19 protein-coding genes and 1 pseudogene are annotated in these 22,860 nt (G+C 41.3%); 6 read left to right on the top strand and 14 right to left on the bottom strand.

Annotated features, from left to right (window positions below; translation table 11 throughout):
• Positions 1 to 4: 4 nt before the first annotated feature.
• Entirely contained in the window at positions 5 to 1,582 is a 1,578-nt protein-coding gene (locus H7J92_RS05290; RefSeq protein ID WP_221835773.1) for a BCCT family transporter, read from the bottom strand.
• A gap of 847 nt (positions 1,583 to 2,429) precedes the next feature.
• On the opposite strand from H7J92_RS05290, the gene H7J92_RS05285 reads away from it, so the two are divergent.
• Complete coding sequence (locus tag H7J92_RS05285) at positions 2,430 to 3,497, top strand: PTS sugar transporter subunit IIC (RefSeq protein ID WP_221835771.1); 1,068 nt, start codon at positions 2,430 to 2,432, stop codon at positions 3,495 to 3,497.
• Between the two features lie 344 nt (positions 3,498 to 3,841).
• On the opposite strand, the gene H7J92_RS05280 is transcribed toward H7J92_RS05285, so the two are convergent.
• From H7J92_RS05280 to H7J92_RS05250, 7 genes are read right to left on the bottom strand one after another with little or no spacing between them, the layout of a single operon-like run.
• Positions 3,842 to 5,170, bottom strand: a complete 1,329-nt coding sequence (locus tag H7J92_RS05280; RefSeq protein WP_221835769.1) for an MFS transporter — start codon at positions 5,168 to 5,170, stop codon at positions 3,842 to 3,844.
• A 38-nt stretch (positions 5,171 to 5,208) separates the two neighbouring features.
• On the bottom strand, positions 5,209 to 6,393 hold the full coding sequence (locus tag H7J92_RS05275) for a thiolase family protein (protein ID WP_221835768.1): 1,185 nt from the start codon (positions 6,391 to 6,393) through the stop codon (positions 5,209 to 5,211).
• Between the two features lie 19 nt (positions 6,394 to 6,412).
• Positions 6,413 to 7,159, bottom strand: a complete 747-nt coding sequence (locus H7J92_RS05270; protein ID WP_078817982.1) for a 3-hydroxybutyrate dehydrogenase — start codon at positions 7,157 to 7,159, stop codon at positions 6,413 to 6,415.
• Positions 7,152 to 8,108, bottom strand: coding sequence for a 3-hydroxyacyl-CoA dehydrogenase family protein (locus H7J92_RS05265; RefSeq protein WP_221835765.1), 957 nt, complete (start codon positions 8,106 to 8,108; stop codon positions 7,152 to 7,154). The genes H7J92_RS05270 and H7J92_RS05265 overlap by 8 nt, the downstream gene beginning before the upstream one ends.
• Before the next feature lie 19 nt (positions 8,109 to 8,127).
• A complete protein-coding gene (locus H7J92_RS05260) occupies positions 8,128 to 9,438 on the bottom strand; it encodes a GntP family permease (protein ID WP_221835763.1) in 1,311 nt (436 codons plus the stop codon).
• A 22-nt stretch (positions 9,439 to 9,460) separates the two neighbouring features.
• Positions 9,461 to 10,093, bottom strand: coding sequence for a 3-oxoacid CoA-transferase subunit B (locus H7J92_RS05255; RefSeq protein ID WP_425441348.1), 633 nt, complete (start codon positions 10,091 to 10,093; stop codon positions 9,461 to 9,463).
• Positions 10,080 to 10,781, bottom strand: a complete 702-nt coding sequence (locus H7J92_RS05250) for a CoA transferase subunit A (RefSeq protein ID WP_078817978.1) — start codon at positions 10,779 to 10,781, stop codon at positions 10,080 to 10,082. Before H7J92_RS05250 ends, H7J92_RS05255 begins: the two co-directional genes overlap by 14 nt.
• An 83-nt stretch (positions 10,782 to 10,864) precedes the next feature.
• Between H7J92_RS05250 and H7J92_RS05245 the strand changes: the two genes are divergently transcribed.
• Positions 10,865 to 11,464, top strand: a complete 600-nt coding sequence (locus H7J92_RS05245; protein WP_078817977.1) for a TetR/AcrR family transcriptional regulator — start codon at positions 10,865 to 10,867, stop codon at positions 11,462 to 11,464.
• Between the two features lie 579 nt (positions 11,465 to 12,043).
• Here H7J92_RS05245 and H7J92_RS05240 read toward each other — a convergent pair.
• Both H7J92_RS05240 and H7J92_RS05235 read right to left on the bottom strand, forming a co-directional pair.
• The gene (locus H7J92_RS05240) at positions 12,044 to 13,426 is read right to left on the bottom strand and encodes a vWA domain-containing protein (protein ID WP_078817976.1); all 1,383 of its coding nucleotides are present in this window, start codon (positions 13,424 to 13,426) and stop codon (positions 12,044 to 12,046) included.
• Between the two features lie 239 nt (positions 13,427 to 13,665).
• Entirely contained in the window at positions 13,666 to 13,929 is a 264-nt protein-coding gene (locus tag H7J92_RS05235) for a hypothetical protein (RefSeq protein ID WP_221835761.1), read from the bottom strand.
• 390 nt (positions 13,930 to 14,319) lie between these two features.
• On the opposite strand from H7J92_RS05235, the gene H7J92_RS05230 reads away from it, so the two are divergent.
• Positions 14,320 to 14,955 carry a 2OG-Fe(II) oxygenase gene (locus tag H7J92_RS05230; RefSeq protein WP_221835759.1) on the top strand — a complete coding sequence of 212 codons (636 nt, stop codon included), beginning with the start codon at positions 14,320 to 14,322 and terminating at the stop codon, positions 14,953 to 14,955.
• Positions 14,956 to 15,645: 690 nt separating this feature from the next.
• On the top strand, positions 15,646 to 16,497 hold the full coding sequence (locus tag H7J92_RS05225; RefSeq protein ID WP_221835758.1) for a DegV family protein: 852 nt from the start codon (positions 15,646 to 15,648) through the stop codon (positions 16,495 to 16,497).
• 196 nt (positions 16,498 to 16,693) lie between these two features.
• On the opposite strand, the gene H7J92_RS05220 is transcribed toward H7J92_RS05225, so the two are convergent.
• The gene (locus tag H7J92_RS05220) at positions 16,694 to 17,242 is read right to left on the bottom strand and encodes a 5,10-methylene tetrahydromethanopterin reductase (RefSeq protein ID WP_221835756.1); all 549 of its coding nucleotides are present in this window, start codon (positions 17,240 to 17,242) and stop codon (positions 16,694 to 16,696) included.
• A gap of 486 nt (positions 17,243 to 17,728) precedes the next feature.
• Between H7J92_RS05220 and H7J92_RS05215 the strand changes: the two genes are divergently transcribed.
• The gene (locus tag H7J92_RS05215; protein WP_221835754.1) at positions 17,729 to 18,502 is read left to right on the top strand and encodes an SDR family NAD(P)-dependent oxidoreductase; all 774 of its coding nucleotides are present in this window, start codon (positions 17,729 to 17,731) and stop codon (positions 18,500 to 18,502) included.
• Between the two features lie 195 nt (positions 18,503 to 18,697).
• On the opposite strand, the gene H7J92_RS05210 is transcribed toward H7J92_RS05215, so the two are convergent.
• A complete protein-coding gene (locus tag H7J92_RS05210) occupies positions 18,698 to 19,075 on the bottom strand; it encodes a PH domain-containing protein (RefSeq protein ID WP_221835752.1) in 378 nt (125 codons plus the stop codon).
• Positions 19,076 to 19,156: 81 nt separating this feature from the next.
• The gene (locus H7J92_RS05205) at positions 19,157 to 20,218 is read right to left on the bottom strand and encodes a suppressor of fused domain protein (RefSeq protein WP_221835750.1); all 1,062 of its coding nucleotides are present in this window, start codon (positions 20,216 to 20,218) and stop codon (positions 19,157 to 19,159) included.
• Positions 20,219 to 20,428: 210 nt separating this feature from the next.
• Between H7J92_RS05205 and H7J92_RS05200 the strand changes: the two are divergent.
• A pseudogene (locus H7J92_RS05200) lies at positions 20,429 to 21,445 on the top strand (SMI1/KNR4 family protein); the annotation flags it as partial.
• A 119-nt stretch (positions 21,446 to 21,564) separates the two neighbouring features.
• Here H7J92_RS05200 and H7J92_RS05195 read toward each other — a convergent pair.
• Positions 21,565 to 22,854 carry a DUF1963 domain-containing protein gene (locus H7J92_RS05195; RefSeq protein WP_221835746.1) on the bottom strand — a complete coding sequence of 430 codons (1,290 nt, stop codon included), beginning with the start codon at positions 22,852 to 22,854 and terminating at the stop codon, positions 21,565 to 21,567.
• Between the last annotated feature and the right edge of the window lie 6 nt (positions 22,855 to 22,860).

Genomic DNA, 22,860 nt, shown 5'->3' with positions numbered 1-22,860 from the left:
AAATTTATACTTGAGGCTTATCTTTCATTAGTTGTTTAATAAATCCAGTCATCATTATTATAAAGAAAAATATATACGGATAAGATAAGGTTGTAGCTAAAGACTTTACTGCATTTAACGCATCATTGCCGCCAAGCGTAGTAGCGAATATACCCGTTAAGGCGATAATCCCCATAAGAATGACCCATACAGAGCTTCGAACGCGAGACGCTTCTTTCCCTTCATAATCAGTCATTCTTGCTAATGACAAGGCTGCACTCGTTACAGTTGTTGAAATGAACATGATCAGCAGGATAATTGTGGCAATAAACGTTAACTTACTCCAAGGCATAGTCGCTAAAATGGCGAAAAACGTAACTTCTGGACTCTCCATTGCATTTTTCGCGATATCACCAGTACCTAAAACTGCATCCAGTAAAGCAATCCCGCCGAAAGTAGAATGCCATAATAGCATAAATAGTACAGGGATGGTCATTGTGGCAAAAGCGAATTGTCGAACTGTCCGTCCTTTTGAAATGGATGCTATGAAGACACCCATAAATGGGGTCCATGAAATCCACCACATATTATTTGCGACATCCCATGTCGTCGAATACGTCAGGTCGTTACTAAATAAAAACATGTCAAAGTTTCTTGGTATAAGCTGTGCGATATATGTTCCGGTTAATTGGACAGCCTGATTTATAATATAGCGTGTTGGTCCAAATAACATACCAAAGATTAAAATAGCTATCGCTAAATAGACATTCCAATCGCCCAACACCTGCATTCCCTTACCGGCTTTCTTGGTAGTTGCAGCAAAAATACATACAGATAATAGAATAAATAATACGATATAAGGCAGGATCCCAGTCAGTGATGCATTAAGATTGCCCACTTGATTAATCCCCGTAGATATTTGCACACTTCCCAGTCCGATCGTGGCAGCAATTGTCATTGCTGAACATACAACAGCCAAAACATTCATAATGTTTTTGGTTAATGGCACCCACTTACGATTTCCAAAACTCTTCTCAATAACATCTCCAGGTAAATATCGTATTTTATGTTTTGATACAAAGTAAGCCATAATTAGCCCCGCCACACTAAATATTGCCCAAACCGAAATACCCCAATGATAGAGAGCGGTACCCATCGCTTCCCGTGCTGCTACCATTTGATTTGGAGCCTCTGTACTGCTGGGTGATAAATAGTACGCATAGAGTGGCTCATTCACTCCAAAGTAAATGATTCCTATTCCGATAGATGAAGTGAATAACATTGCAAGCCACGAAAAAATATTATAATCCGGCTTTGCGTCCTGACCACCAATTACAATTTTCCCATATTTGGAAACTCCTATTGCAACTAAAAATCCCATACAAAGAATGGGTATTAACATAGCCATCCATCCATACTGCGTAGCAAATATCGTCTGTATAAACGTCATAACTTTTGCAAGTGCAACAGGGTTTACTAATGAAAAAATCGAAAAAAATGCAGTAATCGATGCTGAGATGATAAAAATAGGTGTAAAGACTTTAGGCTTTCTTGAACTACGGACTTTTATAATATTTCCTCGGTCGACATACTTTGATGTCATATTCTCATCTCCTGATCATGTGTTTTTTTGTCGGGTATATCTAATAATTTGAAAGCGCCTCCATTAATTATTAATGCAATATTCGTGCCATTACGAAAAGACTGATAAAATAAACCTGTTTACCATTATGTATAAAAAACAACATTATACTTGAGTCTAATTTGAATCGACAAAGTAAGCGAATCGTTTAAAAATGACTCAATATTTTCTCGGAAAACTATGGACGATGTCGCACTTTAGGCATCTGTGCAAGACAACATTCAGAATTTAATGTTGCAAAAGAGTCTCTTTATTACGTCATAGCAAATCCTCTCTATTATCTATGAAACATAAAAAAAACTTCTGATCCCAAATCGTTTTTATAGACGTAGCTTGTCAAGGAAGTGGACACTTTCAGCACAAGGTGTTAATTATAGGTCTCAATCGCAAAACCATCTATGATGGTCAGCAAATAGTTCTTAATGATCCGGCATCACAGATACCCTCACCCATACATTTATTATTAAACCGATCTGCTTCACAGCGATATCGATACCTGTCAAAATACATGTCCAACATTTGCCCGTCCTCTCATCACGATATTATTCGGCTTTACATCTTCAGTACCTTTGATCATTTTCGTCGCCTGCCCTCTTGTAATAGCCTTATTCGGACTGAATGTGGAAGGCACCTGATACTCAGTACTAAGACGAAAGACCTCACGTCCACTAAAAACCTATTGAAAACATACGTAATTGGCGTTATGATTTATTCGTAACTTAAATAAATATAAAATCCCAGAAAGAAATAATCTAATCTTTCTGTAAAATAAGAACGTATACAAATTAGTTAAAGAGGCGATTACATCATGGAGATTATTAAAGGCACCGTGCTTTTACTAATTGTTTTAGCTTGTTTTACACTTTTCAGTTATAAAGCTCCTAGAGGGATGAAAGCGATGGGGGCATTGGCAAGTGCGGCGATTGCTACATTTTTGGTTGAGGCGTTTCAACGCTATGTCGGCGGCGATTTATTACATATTACATTTCTAGGTGAAGTTGGTGACGCGGCGGGTAGTATGGGCGGTGTCGCAGCTGCTTCCCTTGTAGCACTGGCCATGGGCGTTTCTCCTGTATATGCTTTAATGATGGGGGCTTCGAGTGCAGGTCTTGGGCTCTTGCCTGGATTTATCGCGGGATATCTCATGTCTTTTGTAGTGAAAAAAATTGAAACAAAAGTACCTGATGGCCTCGATTTGATTGTGACCATCATCCTTGCCGCGCCGCTCGTTCGGCTACTTGGGGTATGGGCTGATCCGATAGTCGATGCCACCTTGCTTAATATTGGCGGCATTATTACACAATCGACAGATGCAAACCCGATTATAATGGGGATTATTTTAGGTGGCGTCATTACGGTTGTCGCTACAGCACCGCTAAGTTCTATGGCTTTAACCGCGATGCTCGGATTGACAGGTGTTCCAATGGCAATCGGTGCACTAGCGGTGTTCGGCTCTTCCTTTATGAACTATGTCTTTTTCCATCGCATGAAATTCGGTGATCGAAAAACGACCATCTCTGTTGCGATTGAACCGTTATCACAAGTAGACATTATTTCTGCCAATCCGATTCCGGTCTATGTGACAAACTTCCTAGGCGGCGCGTCAGCTGGTATCATCATCGCATTATCAGGACTGATTAATAACGCAACAGGCACAGCAACGCCAATTGCAGGATTTGCGGTTATGTATGGATTTAACGACCCGGTAAAAGTAACTCTCATTGCGCTTCTATGCGCAGGTGTTGGTGCCCTCTGGGGTTATATAGGATCGCTGATGTTTAAAAACTTCAAAATTCGGCGTGTGCATGAGCTTAATATAGCGGATGAAAAGATTGATGAGGCAAAGAAGGAAAAAAAGGTTGTTGCTTTAACATGAGGAGACGGGGGATAGGCCCCTGTCTTCTTTTTTCAGTTCTCGAGAGCAATGTGCCTGCCCCTTTTCTTCAGGGAGTGCCAACCGTCCATCCGTAATATGTAGTTGTGTCTACTATTTTATTACTTTAAATCAGAAAGACGAGTAAAAATAATTGAAAGAAGACCAGGTACTTTTGACAACTGCTCGGCACACTAAAAAAGCTGAAGCCTTTGTCGAAAGGATTCAGCCACCTGCTTTTATTCGTCTCCTCTTGATGATCTGAAAGTTTTGTTCTTCCTATATGTCTTAATATGCCAGTGCTCATTTCTTGCCCACATTTAATAGAAAGAAAGCAAAATTCTTATTCAAGCTTCCGGAACCCCTCTTGTTTCTGCCTGAACTCCCGAAATCGTTATTCCCTCTTTCTTTGACACTAATTTCAATGTCATCAACGTAATAATACCGATTGCCAAAAGTGCAGAGAGCACAAACATTCCTGACGTAAGATCTAACATGCCGAGAATCATAGGTCCTACAAATCCGCCTAATGCCGCGAACGAATTTACAATTGCAATGCCAACCGGTGCAGTGGATTCGCTGAAAAAGAATGTCATATATGCAAAGAAACACCCTGTAAATCCATATAGTCCAGCGGAAGTAATCGCCAGCATGAGGACGACCGTTGAAACGCTTTCAGATAAACCGCAGCCGATGAACCCAAAAATCCCAATGATGAAACATACTAGTAAGTGTGTTTTATACGAATTGGTTCTATCCGCATTCCAGCCGACAAATAGAATCACAGGTATTCCGACGAACGCCGGAATCATCGCTAGCCAGCCGATTTCCATATTGGTCGTGCCAGCGGCTGATAAAGATTTAATGATAGTCGGCAGCCAGAATGATAGCCCGTAAACTGCGGTATAACCAGTAAAATAGAGGAGTGACAGTTTCCAGACCTTTGAATCTTTCAGCATATCTATCTTAGAAACTTTGTTCACTTGAGCGCTTTGCAAACGTTCTGCGTTCAGTTCTCCTTCCAGCCACTCTTTTTCTTCATCTGTCAGCCATTTGGCATTTGCGGGCTTATTTGTTAGATAAAACACAACAACAATTCCTAGAATAATAGCAGGCAAACCTTCTAAAATGAACATCCATCTCCAACCCGACATACCATACCAACTGATATTATCGAGAATCCATGTCGACACTGGAGCGCCGATCAGTCCACCAATCGGCAATGCCAATAAAAGGACAGCGGTTGCTTTTCCCCGTTCCCGCGCTCTGAACCAATACGTCAAATATAAAATAATGCCGGGGAAAAATCCTGCTTCTGCGACGCCCAATAGAAAACGCGCCATATACAAGTGAGTCGTCCCTTGAACAAACCCCGTCAGAATGACAACAATTCCCCATGTGATCATAATCCGGGCAATCCACATCCGCGCCCCTACTTTATTCATAATCATATTGCTCGGCACTTCAAAAAAGAAGTATCCAATAAAGAAAATGCCTGAAAGCAGACCGAAAACTTCTGCAGTCAATGCTAGTTCAGCATTCATTTGTAAGGCGGCATAACCTAAATTCACTCTGTCTAAATAAGCAATTATATACAACAGCAAGATAAAAGGAAGAATGCGCATCATCGTTTTCCTGACTGTCTTCTTCTCGATCTCTTTCTTAGTAGGGGTCATTCATTCTCCTCCTCTGCAGGTCTTTTCCTGCAATCCATTTATTGAATCGCTGCATTCTCCAATAACACAGCAATCCCTTGTCCGCCGCCAATGCATAGGCTCGCAATCCCGTATTTCACACCGTGTTTCTGCATTTCTAGCGCAAGTGAATACGTAATGCGCGTACCGCTTGCACCAACTGGATGTCCAAGCGCTATCGCGCCTCCGTTCACATTGACTTTTTCCTGAACAAGTCCGAGTTCTTCTATGACACCTAATGACTGTGCGGCGAAAGCTTCGTTTAGTTCAAACAAATCGATATCATTTAATGTCAAATTGGCTTTTTTTAATACTTTGCGAATTGCCGGAGCCGGACCCATTCCCATCAATGCCGGGTCTACGCCAGCTGTTGCGTAGGCAGCAATTTTGGCTAGCGGCCGTAACTGGTGCTCTTTTAAAAAGTCTTCTGACACGAGCACAACAGCCGCGGCACCGTCGTTAATACCACTTGCATTTCCTGCTGTGACAGATCCATCTTCCTTAAACGCCGGTCCTAACTTCGCCAAAGTTTCCATCGAAGTCTCTTCGCGGATATGTTCGTCCTGCGAAACTTCCACCGTACCTTTGCGTGTTTTCACCGCTACTGGCACAATTTCTTCTGCAAAACGACCTGAACGGCGCGCTTCTGCTGCACGTTCATGTGAAATGCGGGCAAATTCATCTTGTCTTTCGCGTGAAATCTCGTATTTCTCTGCAATATTTTCCGCCGTCATGCCCATTCCGCAGCCTGCCACTTCATCGTACAACGTCGCCCACAGCATATCTTCCACAACCGGCGCTTTAGCAGGAGAACCGAAACGTGTGCCACGCAGTACTTGAGGGGCTTGGCTCATATTTTCTGTGCCACCGGCCACTGTCGCCTCCGCGTTTCCAAGTTCGATTTCTTGAGCTGCTGTAATAATTGACTGCAATCCTGAGCCGCACAGCCGATTCACCATAAGTGCAGTACTTTCTTCGGACATCCCGCTTTTCAAGCCGATATGGCGGGCTAAATACGCCGAAGATTTCGTCGTTTGAATAATATTGCCGAGGACGATTTCATCTATTTGTTCTGCTTCTACTCCTGAACGCTTCAATGCTTCCTTCACGACTGCAACGCCAAGATCAATATCTGTTGTATTGACAAACGCACCGCCGAAACTTCCGAATGCAGTTCTGCTGCCGTTGACGATATAAACTGACATAAACAATTCCTCCTTCTATTTACATGCCGCCTGAAACGCTTAATGTTTCACCTGTTATCGCTGTTGCGTGTTTAGATGATATAAAATACACACTGTCCGCAATTTCTTCGGCTGTGATAAAACGCTGCATCGCTTGTTTCGGATAGACGATTTCGTTCAGTGCGTCCAATTCTGACATGCCTTTACTTTCTTCAAGCTCTTGTAATTGTTTTACAATTAATGGTGTTTTCACAGCACCCGGCAACACTGCATTAACAGTAATTCCGTGCATGGCCCCTTCCAAAGCCGCAACGCGAGTCAAACCGATGACGCCGTGCTTCGCTGCGACATAGGCCGCTTTTTCAGGTGATGCCATTTCACCGTGGATCGATGAAATATTAACAATGCGTCCGTGCTGTTGTTTTTTCATATATGGGAACACATATTTGGTCAGCAAGAATGGTCCTTTCAGCATCACATTCTGCAGCAAGTCCCATTGTTCTTCTGGGAAATCCTCTATTTTCGCACGGTATTGCAAGCCCGCATTATTGACGAGAACATGCAGCTCTTTGTCTTTACAAATTTTATCGATGACTCGCTGAACTGAAGTTGAGATCGCAACATTGAGCTCAACCGCTTCAGTTTTTTCGGGATATAAATCAGCCACTGCCTGCGCGGCTTCCAATTTCAAATCTGCCGCATACACATAATCCCCTTCTTCAACAAACTTCTTCACCATCGCAGCTCCTAAACCGCCACCGGCACCTGTCACTAAAATATTACGCATGATCGATCGCCTTCTCTCTTTTATTAAACGTTTGGAGCTGCTGGATTAACGAACGATCACGCTCTATGACGTATTCGTCCAGCCCCATTCCTGGATATTCAAAGAATCCTTTCGATGATTTGACGCCCAGATTTCCCTGATCGATTTTGTCCTTAATAATAGGGAACGTCCGCACATCCGATTCTATTTTCGGTTGTAATTGCCCCATTACAATGTCCCATACATCCAATCCTCCAAAATCCATAATCTTCAACACACCGCTTGATGCAAAACGGAATCCCGGCCCTGCAAAAATCGCACTTTCTAAATCCTCCTCCGAAACTACACCGTCTTCGAGCAAAGACAACGCTTCACGCGCTAACGCAGTTTGAATGCGGTTCGCAACAAGGCCCGGTACTTCCCGGCGGACTTCAATCGTCACTTTCCCCATTTTTTTCATAAACGCATTTACTTCATCGTACGTCTTTTGCTTCGTATCCGGACCTTTTAGAAGTTCGACTAACGGAACAATATGCGCCGGATTGAAAAAATGTGTTAACATCACGCGTTCTTTATGTTTTTCTACATCGCGGATGATGTCCGACATGCTTAAGCTCGAAGTATTGGAAGTTAAAATCGTATGCACTGCGCAAATTTCATCCAGTTGCTTGAAGATTTTTTGTTTTAACTTCAAATTTTCAGTTGCTGATTCAATAACTAAGTCACAATCCGCAATGTCTTCTATTTCTACAGTGCATGTTAAGCGGTTTTTAATGATTTCATCTGAATCGTTAAAAGGCATGCCTTCTTCTCGGAAAATAGTTAAATATGTCTGTAGTTTTTCTTTTGCCAGTTCCAAAGATTCTTCTTTCACATCTTGTAAAACAACCGGCATACCATTTATGATGAATTGAAACGCTATGCCAAACCCCATCGTTCCTGATCCGATAATGCCCACCTTTTGAATCATTTCACTGCCTCCTCAGACATCAATATAATAAAATTGCTGCGATCAACATTGGGATACTTGCAAGTAAAGGTGCTATAACTGAAACGGCGAAAATATGTTTATAGGCGTCTTTATGTGTTAATTTTGAAGCAACTAACACGGTAATAACTGCCCCGTTATGTGGCAACGAATCCAGCCCGCCCGAGGCGACTGCCATGATTCTGTGCATTACTTCCGGTTTCAATCCTAAATTTAAATACGACGATGACAGCGCTTCCATTGCAATCGCCAACCCCCCACTTGAAGATCCTGTAATTCCCGCAAGTGCTGTCGTTGCGATGAAAAGTGATAGTAACGGACTGCCCGGAATTTCTGTCATCGCTTCATTAAAAATTCCAAAGCCTGTCGTAATCGCAATAACAGAGCCGTATCCGACGTCTGCACTCGTATTGACAATCGGCAGTACAGCGGATACCGCACCTTCATTAAAGGTGTCTCTCTTAATGTCAATATACTTCCAGAATAATAAAGCCGCCAGTACTACCGCGCCCATCAGCGTGTAAATAATGTCCACTTTAAATATATTCAATGTAACTAGTAAAGCAATGGGAGGAATTAAACTCACTACAATATTCGGCAATGCGCGACCTTCGTAAATATCTTCAATTCCTTTAGATCTGCCTTTATCTGGATTCGTCATCCCCTCATACGTTTCGTTGCGCTGTTCTGAACGTTTTAACGCAAACTTTATATACCATAAGTTAACTGCAATGACGGTCACCGCTGCGATGATCCCGAGCAAAGGCGCTGCTGTAACAGTTGTTCCTAAATACTTTGTCGGAATGATGTTTTGTACAGAAGGCGTTCCCGGCAGCATCGTCATCGTAAACGTTGCAATCCCCGCAAAGAATGGTGCCATAAATAGATGCCATGGAATATCCAGTTCTTTGAATAATGGCTTGGCAATTGGCAGCACTGCAAAAATGACTACGAATAAACTGACGCCGCCATATGTTAAAAATGCACATATGGCCATAATTGCGACCAACACATTGAACTTACTGTCTTTTCCGACCACTTTCAATAGTAGATGAGCGATTCGACGAGCCGCGCCGCTGTCATCCATAAGCTTTCCAAACATGGATGCAAATAAGAATATCAAGAAATACTTTTGTACATAGCCGATAAACCCGGTCATGTATGTATCTTGGAAGGCATCTAAAATAGAAAATCCGTTTGTTACCATTACAAATAAACTGACAACGGGAGCGATGATAATGATACTATATCCCCTTAATGCTAAAACGATTAAAAGAATTAACGAAATGGCAATCGTAAGTAAACTCCACATCCGCTTTCCCCCTACTATTCGTTTATTTTTGTGTTAACGGTAAACCAATTTTGTCTTGCAGCTCTTCAAATGTCATATCACCGTATATATCATCCGCAAAGATCTTTCCATCTTCGAAAGTGAAGCTTGCATACTCCGTTACGAATTGATTGACTAGTCGCTCGCCGCTAGAATCAAGAGTCAGCGATTCCACTAATTTAGGCGATCCGTCTTTCGTGAAAAGTGTACTGGCCACAATTACTTTCTTTGCACCCGCAACTAAATCCATTGCACCGCCTACTCCCAAAATCGGCTGATTCGGCACAGACCAGTTGGCAATCTCACCGTAACGATCCACTTCTAACGTCCCTAAAACCGCCACGTCAATATGATGTCCTCTGATCATTCCAAATGAGAAAGCGCTATCAAAATACGACGCGTCAGGCATAATCGAGACAGGATTTTTCCCCGCATCGATTAAATCGATATCCAATTCATCTTCATTCGGCGGAGGCCCTATTCCAAGTAAGCCGTTCTCACTCTGCAAATATACTTTTTTGTCTCCTATATATTTCGCAACAAGTGTTGGAATGCCAACACCAAGATTCACGGAATCCCCGTCTTTCAGCTCTTGCGCAATACGCTTCGCAATGACATCCCTTTTAGTTAACTTCAACGTAATCATCTCCCTTTTTGACATATTTGCTTTTCACTACGTAATCTACATAAATATGAGGAGTGATTATTTCTTCTGGGCGTAATTCGCCGATTTCGACAATTTCATCGACTTCAGCAATGACTGTTGCGGCAGCGGTAGCCATAACAGGATTAAAATTTCTCGCCGTTGTGTGGTAAATCAAATTGCCGGCCTTATCTGCCTTTGCTGCTTTAATAAGCGCAAGATCACCTTTTATCGCCTTTTCAAATAAATAACGGACGCCGTCAATTTCGCGGACTTCTTTTCCTTCAGCGAGTTTCGTCCCGACCGCAGTAGGTGTGTAAAAACCGCCAATCCCGGCACCCCCGCAGCGAATCGCCTCCGCCAGCGTTCCTTGCGGCAGCAGATCAATCGCAAGCTCCCCTTTAGACCAAGCCGTTACTGCTTCTTTATTGATCGTAAAAAACGAGCCGATTGCCTTCGCAATTTTTCCTGCTTCAAACACTTTGTGCAGTCCTTTACCGTAATCTCCAAGGTTATTGCTGACAACTTCATAGTCACCGGCCTTAAAACCCGGCAGCGCATGCAGCACTGTCAGCGGCGTTCCCGAAATACCAAACCCCCCGACAAGCAGGCGCATCCTATCCTTGAACAATGGCTCGAGCTCATCAACCGTTTTTAATTTCTCCAATTTCCGCACCCCCATAGACTAGACTGTAGTCTAATGATATAATAGAATTAACGGAAAAGTCAAACTATTCTTAAAAAAATCAAAAAGAGGGATGCATTGTGGATGTAACCGAAAACAAAACAGCTAAAGGTATTCAAACACAGCTTCATATTATGAATATTGCGCTCGATCTATTTAAAAAATACGGCTACGACAAAATATCAGTAGATCGAATCGTAAAAGAAAGCAACACATCTAAAGGCTCCTTTTATCAGCACTTCCCTTCCAAATCAAGCATTTTTATGATGCGCTTTATGGAGATGGACGAACACTATATACATATCTATGAAGATATTGAGCAAAAGTATTCTTCCGCCATCGAACGTCTGGAAGCTTTTTTTCTTGCTGTACTGCGCTGTATCGAAAAAGAACTAGGAAAAGACTTAATGCGCGTGATCTACTCCGCAGCAGTTATCAGCAACGAACACACCTTTTTCACAAACGAAGACCGGAAATTATACACTATCCTCCGACAAATTATTACGGATGGAAAACAAGATGAATCAATTCAAAACATCAGCTCCACACACGACTTTTTCCAATCTATTGTACAAAGCTTTATGGGAGCTATTTATTTTTGGGGGCTGCAGTTGGACAATACTGAATTGGAGGAGTTGGGGAGACCGCTTATTGGGCAGATTATAGCAGGGCTTCGGTGATGAAATGCTAATGAAACAGACTTCTGCACGAAAGGTACTTCATTTTGTTTAAAATCCGCTGCTTTTGAACGATCAAAAACACTTCAAACACAGATGCCTTTAACTGCGCCCTCGCACAGTAAATTTAATCAAACAGAAAAAAACCAGAACAATTAGCACTTTTATATCGTGTTGATGTCTGGTATTTTTGTTTGACCGACTGAATGACAAGGTCCAGTAGAACCCAAATCTACGTATAAAAACTTTTCTACTTCAGCGCCTATGTGCATAACTGACTACTAACCCTCATTACCCATACTGTACATGTATTTCATTTTTTATATTTAAATAGGTCCCTCTGCACTAAACAATTGTGTTAGTTTAAATATCCACATTTGTTTAAACGATCATGTTTGTTTCTTGCATAGGCACTTCAAACTGATTTATTGAAATAAAGTTTTTTGCTGAACTCAGATAAATTTAATCATTAGCGTCATATAAACAAATTCAGGACGTTACGTCTATACCTTTTCTGCCTTCAAGCGAAAAAACACTCCAGAAATCAAATGTCCTCTGATTTCCGGAGTGTACAACAATTACCTATTGCTGATGCTTCTTCCTAGCCGCCTCATTATGTTTCTCATGACCTTCTTTTATCACTTGATTGTACGTTTCATGGCCGTTTTTAATACTTTCATTATAAAGTTCATGGCCCTTCTGCGTAATATAATTATATTTTCTGTGCTGATCTTCAATTAAATAATTCGACAACTTGATTACAGCATCCGAGTCTTTATACTTCGTTTTTAAATAAGCACGCGCTTTCTTTAATCGTTCCTTTTCCTGCACTGATTGTTTCTGAAGTGTTTCTTTTGTATCAAAAGAAAGTTCCTTGAGATTCTCTTTTTGATCCCATGCATCTTTCTGGCTGGTCTCTTTCCACTCCCACCATTGCTTCTGAATCTCTTCGTATTGTGCTCTCATATACTTCCTCAATTCTTTTTCTGAATTGACATAAATAAATTCTCCGTTCCCTGCATCTGCCACCTTCTTCAGTAATGTCTGCCCTTCATTATCCACATCATAGCCGATAATATTAACGACCGTTTGTATATTCCCAGCCACAAGATCTCCAGCAGCCTTCACAGGATCTCCTCCGCATGTTTCGATACCGTCACTTACCACGTAAACGACTACTTCTTCTGCATCTGCAGGAATATCTTCTTTCACCGTTTCTAGTGCAAGCCCGATTGGTGTCCAGCCAGCAGGTTGTACTTTTCCGAGAGCCTCTCGAAATGCCGGCTCTTCAAACTTTCCGCTATAGAAATTCTCTGTACTTGTGCATGAAAGTTGCTTATCTGCCTGATTACCCGAACCTTTATGACCGTACACTCGCATCGACATGGTCGCATCTTCCGGGATCTGTTTCGCAAAATCTAGGACCGCATCCTTTGCAGAATCCATTCGGGTCTTACCGCCCGCCATCGCTCTCATGCTGCCGCTCGCGTCAATCAAGATTGCATAGTGAGCTGTCTTCAATGTCGGCTGGTTCACTTGTTCATCAGGTTTCGTATGATCGACTTCCACTGATGTATCAAACGTCAGTAAGGTCTTCATTCCGTCATAATAGTCTTCCCCCACCAAGTTCAGCATTTCATTTAAATACTGCTCCACTGTCAACCCTTCCGGCCACTGATCAATCGCTTCATTCACTTTTTCTTCGTCATAGTTCTCTCCACCATAAATACCCGGTTTCCGAAGCAAATCCTTCTCTACATCCAATAACTCGCGATCTACACCGTCCACTTCATAGTACTCGGGCTCTGTCGGTTCAAAAGCGTCTGCCTCTGTCTCAACCGTTTGCGATTGTTCCTCTTCCTGTGTTTGCTCCTGTATATCCGCCTGTACTTTCGGCTCTTCTTTAGCCGAGCAGCCTGCCAGCATTACAAGTGAACAAAACAACCCATATAACAGCTTTTTCATCGCTTGATCTCCTTTGTCATTCCCATTTTAATTTGATTATAGCGAAAACTTCAGGTGAGAAAAGACCGTATTTACAAAATCATTCTTATGGCGCGGTGCGAAAAGTCCATGAACAAAATACCTACATATAAAGAATCCTCCAATTAAAAGCACAAAAACTCCGCCAGTTTGCAAAAACCAGCGGAGTCTTTTATTTAAAGTAGATAGATGAGTAGTTTTGCACACAAATATCTAAAAAATCAGTTGCCTGCGATATTTAGACACCATGTAAAGTTTTCCCAGGCGGAATACCAGCCGGTGAAAGTCTCGTGCGAATCATCCCACCGAACCTCAAATTTCTTCTGACCGTCTACCTCTATCAAATACAGCGCCAGCGTAGCGTCTTCCTTAGCTATCGCTAACAACATACCGTTTTGAAGTTCGTCTTCCGTAAACGGCACATCTGAAACCGAACGCACCTGTGCTTGTTCGAATACTTGCTTGTTACTAATTTTATAATTCATAAAGACCCTCCACTAAAACATTTATTCTTTTGTCCTTTCGTATGTACTTCTTCTGTAAATCATAGAAGTATAGAAGTACAGAAGTTCATTTTATATGTATTTACCAATGAAATCAAAGGTGAATTAAATTAGCTTAATTCAATTAACTTGATAGGTTCGAATTTATGCCTTGATTTAGCGGAACCAAAACTACCGAACAAAGTATGGAGAGTACTATCTACTACTCTCGATACTTTCAAATTTTACGATATCTGATCTAGCGTGCTACAATAAATTGAAATTAATTCCAAAAGGAAGTGTAAATCTTACAAAGTATCCGTTATGAGCTGTAAACCCATTGCCTAAATACGCACTTGTTTTGAAAATCAAACAGTTTAAGAGGTGTCGAAGATGATAGCGGAGAATAAAGAACAAACGATATTTCATCATGTTGGCAAAAAAATTATGACGGATAGAGAGATTGACATAGTCGCTAGAATAGAAGAGCCATTGATCGTGGTTTTAGGGAATGTGTTAAGTGATGAAGAGTGCGATGAACTGATCCGATTGGCTGCAGATAAAGTAAAACGTTCAAAAATCGGAACAACACGTGAAGAAAATGAGTTGCGAACGAGCAGCAGTATGTTTATAGAGGACAGTGAAAACCTAATTGTCGCAAGAGTTAAAAAACGAGTTTCAGCAGTTATGAATATCCCGATTGAACACGGAGAAGGACTTCAGATCCTTCGGTATACGCCTGGTCAACAGTACAGAGCGCATCATGATTTCTTTTCAGCTGAAAGTAAGGTTACAAACAATCGAATTAGCACACTTGTGATGTACTTAAATGACGTAGAACAAGGGGGAGAAACATTCTTCCCTCAACTAAAATTTTCTGTCTCGCCTCGCAAAGGGATGGCTGTCTACTTCGAGTATTTCTATAGCGACCAGATGCTGAATGATTTAACTTTACACGGCGGAGCACCCGTTGTAGAAGGTGAGAAGTGGGTCGCGACGCAGTGGATGAGGAAACAAAGGGTAACGTGAAATTAATTTGCATGCCTGTGCACCAAACAATTGGGTTAGTTTAAACATTCGTGATCGCTCGAACTAACATGAATATCTAAATTGTCGTGTTTGTTTTTCACACAGGCACCCCACACTTGTATGGGGCACTAAACGTTTTAGTTTTAGTTTTATTTTTGTATTGCTGTGGTATGATCAACATATAATAAAAAATGCTGAACGTCTATGAAACGTCCAGCCAATCACAGTTGCACACTGTATGAAGAGCGGATGACCTACCTAACAATTAAAGATGTTTTTACTCAAAAGAGTAACCCCCCATTGAAAACCTCGGCCAAAGGTAATGGGCGGTTACTTCTTTTTGTTAGCGCCGTGGCTAAGAATATACCGAATTGAAATAGCATATTCATTGATTCGTATGTCACCATATATAAACACTCCCTTTTTTAAGAGAGTGCCATCCAACTGCTTTTGTTGTATAATTAATGTTTTTAATCTATCATACTTGCAGATTGTTGAATATCTTTTCTCTTCGGTCATACATACATTTCTTCAATGAATAATTAATGATCAATGCCTGTGTATCAAGCAATTGTGTTTATTTAAACATGCACGACCATTAAAACAAACACAAAGGTCACGATTGCTTCTTACAAAGGCATCTCAACTCATAAACTGTATTAATAGAATGAAAGTTGGAGGCGATGTCCAGTGAGAAGAATCATTTTAACGACTGAGAGCGGGGCCGATTTGCCGGAATCTTTAGCAAAGAAACATGATGTACAAGTAATACCCATGCATGTAATTATGGATGGACAGGACTATTTAGATGGTCATCTACCCGTTCAAGAAATTTATGAATTTTATGATCGTACAAAAAAGATACCTTCTACATCTGCCACTAATGTCCATGAGTATCAAGAGTTTTTCAAAAAAATCAAAACGGAATTTCCTGATAGTATCATCATCCATATCGGGTATACGTCAAAGGCATCTGTCTCCTTTCAAAACGCGTTACTGGCTGCGGAAGATCTAAATGATATTTTTTTAATTGATGCGTTAAATGTAACAGGCGGATTAACTGCAGTTGTCATGTATGCGGTTACTTTGCTGGAGAAAGCTCCCGAGATGGATCCTGTTCACTTGCTGGAAAAAATCGAATCAAAGGTGCCTAAAACAAGACTCGCCTTCCTACCCGGCAGCTTAGATTTTTTAAGAGCCGGCGGACGAGTCAGCAATATGGCTTATCTGGGAGGTGCTTTGCTGAAAATAAAGCCATGTATTGAATTAGTAGATGGCAAGCTTGTCTCAACTAAAAAATATCATGGAAAGATGAACAAAGTTGCTGAAAAGTTATTCCTGGATTATCTACAGCAATACGAGATTGATAGACAACAAATATATTTTATATACTCCATCGGATTAAGTGAAACTATCAAACAACGGATCAATGAAATTGCACTTGAAAAAGGATTCGAAAATAGTATTTGGATTGAAGCAGGCGCTATGATCTCTACACATTCTGGTCCTGGAGGATTTGGAATTGCAGGAATAGAAGTTTGACGGTGAAAAGTAACTGTGTGTGAAATACTGTTAATTACTATACAAACAAGATAGTTTTTCGTACAGGAAACTTTAAATACTTGAACAGATACTCTTAAACCAGAGGAAATCCCGTCAGTCCAGTATGAATGACGGGATTTTTTATAGGAATTATCTATTCCAGTAATGAGCAAAAGTAAATCCTGTGAATTAAAAATTACTTCCTCGATTTTACAGCAGCGAGTTCAGTCGTCACTTTTCCCGCTGCATCAGTGATTTTAATAATGCCGATTCCTTTTGCGAGATACACCCGGGAACCGTCCGGATATTTCAGGATCACCGTGTTTTTAAAAGTACCGGCTTTTACTTTTACAGTCTTTGCCGTATTTTCAACAAGAACTTTATAGTCATCAAAGTGATCGCTTTGCATAAAAGTGGAGCCTTGCTTTAGCGGATAAGGTGCACTTACAAAAACAAAATCCGAATACCCTAAACTTGCCGACAACCCGAAATCGTCTTCAATATATACTAAGTTGGCCAACTCCGGATAGTGTCGACTCTTTTTATTGTATAAATACGTAAATGTCTCTTCTTTCTTCACGTGAAACGTTTCTTTCGAAGGCTCGTTGAATGAAGGTGAATAGGTCAGGATTAAGCCGTCGTTTGGAGAAAGGCCGCTGTTCTCTGCTGCTGAAGCCGTACCGGCAGGCGCAGTGTAGGAAAAGCCGAGTATTAAGATAATGATTGCGAATAGTGTTTTTTTCATTGGAATCATCCTTTCGTAATGGTTGTCTACTTGGAAGTTTATGAGACAGTTACGGTTGCTAGAACTGGCTGGGGGAATAAAAGTGGTTATTCAGATGCTATTTGCTGCCTGTTATTTAATAATACCCCCTGTGTCTTTCTATCAAACTGTAATTATGTCTATTTAAAAAAAGCTCCTATGTGAAAAAATCTCTTTGATGGTCTCTTTACAGTGAGGCCAATGCTGATCGACTTTTTCTTTCGGTTACGTCAATCTATCCATTTTCTTCTTCACACTTTTATCAAAAATGGGGATGTATACATTTCAGAATAGTGTCCAATTTGTTTGATAGGCCCCCTGTACTTAAAGCAATCATGAATGTATTTCAACCGTACATGCTACTAATATAATTAGACGTTAAACTAAATTTTTGATTTGGCTAGAATTTGGGCGTATATTGTTCATTAGTAAACAAATAGATGTATTTATAAAAAAGGAGTGTCTTTCATGGTAGGAATTATGAAGGGAAAAGCAGGATTAGTCACAGGATCAGGCTCAGGAATTGGCAGAGCAACTGCAATTGCCTTAGCAAAAGCGGGCGCAAAGGTCATGATATCTGACGTAAGTGAAGAAGTAGGACAAGAAACCGTACAAATTATCAAAGATAACGGCGGTGAAGCAGCATTTCTCAAATGTGACGTAAGTGATGAGGAGCAGGTAATCGCACTCGTGAATAAAACGGTTGAGACATTTGGCAAGCTAGATTTTGCACATAACAATGCAGGGATTAACAAGGGATTAAAGCCAATTGGAGAAATGGATTCCAAAGATTGGGATATTACACTAAAAGTAAATCTGTATGGAACATTTTACTGCATCAAGCACGAAGTAAATGCTATGCTGAAAACGGGTGGCGGTGCGATTGTCAATACGGCATCAGGTGCTGGTATTGAAGGTTCACCAAACATGGCTCCTTACACTGCATCTAAACATGCTATTGCCGGTTTAACTAAATCAGTTGCTTTGGAATACGGTCAAAAAGGGATTACCATTAATTCTATCGCACCTGGCGCCACCATCACACCTGCAATTGAAAGTTGGTCTAAAACTTCGCCAGAACAATACCAAGGCGTACTTGCATCACTTCCAGCAGGAAGAATGTCCACCGCAGAAGATCAAGCAAATGCTGTTGTATTTCTATGCTCAGACCTTGCAAAATCAATTAGCGGTGTAACACTTGCAGTGGATGGCGGTTATACTGCAGGTAAAATGCAACAATAATTCACATAGCTTTTAAACGTTTTTTATACAGAGAATGGATCAGGCATGAGGCTTGATCCATTTTTAAATGTAGTACCAGCTCCATGCACAATTAACATTACGATTATTTAAGTATTCCTATTTATTTCGTGAATAGCCTAATTTTAAAGCGTTTATTAGCCAATAATATCCGAATATCTACTTAAAAACCGATACTTATAAACAAACAGCCGCTAAAATCTTTTGAATGTCGTAAATGCTGGAGTCCTTCTTGAACTGCTTATTCACCAGCGGTTCCGTCGCACTGGAAATCCAAATTTTAAGCTCCGCATCCAAATCAAACGCCCCAGCCGTTTCAACGGAAAAATGGGAAATGCTTTTATATGGAATTGAATGATATTCAACCTTTTTTCCCGTCATCCCCTGCTTATCAACAAGAATCAGCCGCTTCTCAGTAAACATCATGAGGTCCCGGACCACTTTAAACGCTGCCTTCACCTTCTCCTCCTCAATTAAAATGGATCCCAGCTCTTTCTCTACTTTTTCAACATCCAAAGTCGATGCGTTTCCTACTAGCGAATCAAATAACCCCATAAAACTCCTCCATTTTGTTTATCTTCAAAAATAAAAGTACCACTTCACAATTTCAATGGTAGATGTAGGTAAAGACGATGTTTAGCCAATGGTTGAAACCACTTTTCCATCTTGATCCAGAATATTCGTTTTAACGACTTGTATGATTATGTCTTTATAAGAAGACAAACGAATTTCTCCTTCTTTTGGGAGAAGCTTGTTCATGAGCTCGTTAACAACCGCTTCGTCAAGTTGTAAATGAACCGTACCCTCACCTGTTTTGATTTCAGTCGTTAAAGCAGGCTCCAATGTTACGCTTATTTCTTTGCTCACTAAACTCAAATCTTTCCCCTTAAGCAGCCGACCGCGCAGCAGCTTTCCAACCGTATCAGCTTGTTTCGCTCCTAGTGTGAGCACAGCCGGTTTCTTTTTGAACAAACCATTCTTACCGGGTACCCAAGCTAGTTGATCTACATATAAAAACCCGGTGCTCGAACCGTCACGATCTATTCCTAGTTGAACACTTTCCTGAACAGCAGGAACTCGCAGCATAGATGTTCGGGATAAATCTGTAATATAACCCGGAATTTCTGCTTTTCCTGCTTCAAGTAACCCTCGTGTATTCCATATTTTCATAGCCTCCAGCTCATCCTCTGTGACCCCAACCATTTGAAGGAACTCAACGCGTCCATTCGGCGTATGCAGTGTATCAAGTTCTGGATCTCGTATAAAAGCAAGGGCGGTTAGCTGTGTATCGGCTCCCAAGCAAATTGGACCATTCGCATCTAAGTAATCACCTGAAACGAAAATATTATTGCTGTTAAACACATATCTTCCCATGTTTTGAAGTAGGTTCAATGCCCATGCCGGAGGCTCTTCCTCATCCTTACTACGGGCCACCCGAAAAGAAAGCTCAAACCCATAGCCGCTACATTCGGTATCCCTCGACTCCTTCTCATACAGTTCCGAAAAACCAAAAGTTACAATATGCCAGTGCGGAGAAGGTGTTTCCGCCTTATAAGCACTAAGGCCATCTAATGGATCTTGTCCACCAAGCATATAAGAAATTGCGGTACCATAATGCTTCGGTTCCTGTTCCCCGTATAGCTTCGTTACCGCATCTTCAATTGCATCCCATCCTGTTGTGTTTATTTCTTCAGTCATTAGTTTCCCTCCAACTCGTATAGTATCTCTCACTCTTCCGATCTATTAATTATAATAATAAATGAAGAATATATAAAAGACTATGGGTCCTAAATCATCGGCTTTGTATATACATTAGCCGGATAATTCTGGAATCCTTCATATCAAAATGCTACTATTAAAAATATTGGGGTTACCATATACATATGAAGTTATTATATAGTTCATTGGGAGGTAGAAATGGATAAAAAGCGTATAGATCAATTGAATGAGGGGCAGGAAGCAGACGAACATCTTTTTTCAGATATGTTTTTAGCCGATTTTTGGGAGAACAGCGAGTATGCAAAAGAATCTTATCAATCTGAGCCACCTACGGATGAACTAATTGATTCAATCGAGAAAGAGCTTGGTTACAAACTTCCATCCTCATATATTCATTTGATGAAGTATCAGAATGGCGGAGTGCCAAAGAACACCAACTTTCCAACAGAGGAACCAACCTCCTGGGCAGAGGATCATATAGCCATTACAGGGATTATGGGAATTGGCCGCGAGAAAAGCTATTCACTGTGCGGGAGTCTCGGTAGTCCCTTTATGATTGAGGAATGGGAGTATCCTGACATCGGCGTGGTGATCTGTGATTGTCCTTCAGCCGGCCATGATGTCGTCATGTTAGACTATCGAGCGTGCGGTACAGATGGTGAACCTGAAGTTGTTCATGTCGATCAAGAAGATGATTATAAGATTACCTTCCTTGCCGATAATTTTGAGAAGTTTATCAAAGGCTTAGTGAACGATGAACTATACGATACGTCTGAAGAGGACAAAGAAGAAGCCTTGGATAAAGTAGCGCACGGCAAATTTTCTCCTCTGCTAAAGGAACTGTGCTCTCGGGTAACCGAAGTGGAACAGGTGGAACAGAAAATCCGCAGCATATGTACACGGATTGTCGAAGAGAAAGGCCATTTTTCTTTTCACGCAGATGAATTATCATATGTCATGTATGATGTACAGTTTTGGTTATATACGAAGTCATATCCAGACACTAATCGCGATCAATATGTAGATGGTTATCCGAACATCATCGTATTCGGAGATGAATTCGGCCAAGGCGGATATGCTCCTTCCTTCATTACAGATTGGCTTGACCATCGCATCAAGGAAGGGTGTATTGTACAGGATCAAGGGATGATTCGGTTTACCGATTCATATGCAGAGGAAGTAATTAATACGTTAAAAGAAGCCTAATTGCAGATCATGTTCATGCCTACTAATGGAAAGGGCACGCTTTTAAAGCGTGCCCTTCTTCTGTATTCAGTGGATCACCCGTTTTACCTATATCCCCCCAATCATCTCCAGTACGGTATTCAGCTTTGCTGATATACCGTTGCTGTAATCCTATCTTTTGGACAAATAAACATATAATATATGCCTTCAGCATATTCGTCGAAATCAGCATAATCTATCTGCCCTATAAACCGCATTCTTCGTTCACAACAAGGACAAACCGGATACTCGGGATCCTGAACCCAGCTTGGATGACCGCCAATCTGAGAATTCAATTGTGACATGGCCCAAACTGCAGAATAATACGGTGATTGCGGCTCATGTGAAAGGACTAAACTCGGCGGGTGTTCATTACTGCTATTTACGTCATCTATATCCGGGAGGTAATCAGGTTCCTGATTATAGCGGCTCCAGATAGGCACGCCATCATTATCCAGCTCCATGTATATCGTGCTAAACCCCCCACATAAGTCACAAGTTATCACCTGTAAGTTCTCCATCTGTGGATCGAGATATTGCAAGGCCGGATGAGAGTTAGCTGCGACCATCAATCTCTTTAACTTCCTATTGCACCATGGGCATGTTAAATGGCTCGTTTCAAGAAAACGGGCATGAGTTTCTGCAGTTACACCAGCATACTGTTGATCTGATTGCCTGATCGCATAACATAATGGATTCACTAAGTCGCGCCTTTCCCCATTCGGAGTAAGCTCCCAACCCCCGTCAAGAACATAAGTTTCAGGCGTTACATACAACTGCTCCGTCCATGTTGGTTGCCGCATTTGCCATTCTCGAAACTGGTCTATTACCTTAACATCACCGATCCAACCGAGTACAAGAAGGAGATGATTCCGATTGTCCTCATCCCATATCACCCGCTCCAGAAGCTGATCTCGAATGTCTTGCGGTGCATCTTTAAAAAGAATCGGATTATGAAACAAGCCGCGCTGTATAAGCTCCGGCAAAGCATCTGATATAGTATCATCCCGGTAGCACACCAAAGATAACAGAATTTCTTCCGCTTCACTTTCATTGTTAACAGCTAATATCTCCATTGTGTATTTTAGCATCCGTTCCGCTTCTTGGTTTGACAAAGATATGTATAGTTGCTCCATGCTTAACGGAAAAGGAACGTATTGGATAAGCGGATCATACTTTCTCGGTGCATGCATCACTTTGAGAATGTCTACTTGATCTGTTAATCCATCATAAAGATTTACCGTTTTGCGGTGCTGTTCAATATAAGCTTGCTGTTTTTTTCGTTCTTGCTCTTGTCGGCAAGGCATGCAGATACCGCCTGTTTTGTCTGAGGTGCTCGGCAGAATTGTTGCGCTACAACCTTCCGTCTTGCATGGTATTCGTTCCGTCATTTCAAT

It is taken from the genome of Sporosarcina aquimarina, from assembly GCF_019748715.1.
Taxonomy (GTDB): Bacteria; Bacillota; Bacilli; order Bacillales_A; family Planococcaceae; genus Sporosarcina; species Sporosarcina newyorkensis.
The sequence above is the reverse complement of the archived record's forward strand: the minus strand, read 5'-3'. Positions and strand labels throughout refer to the sequence as shown.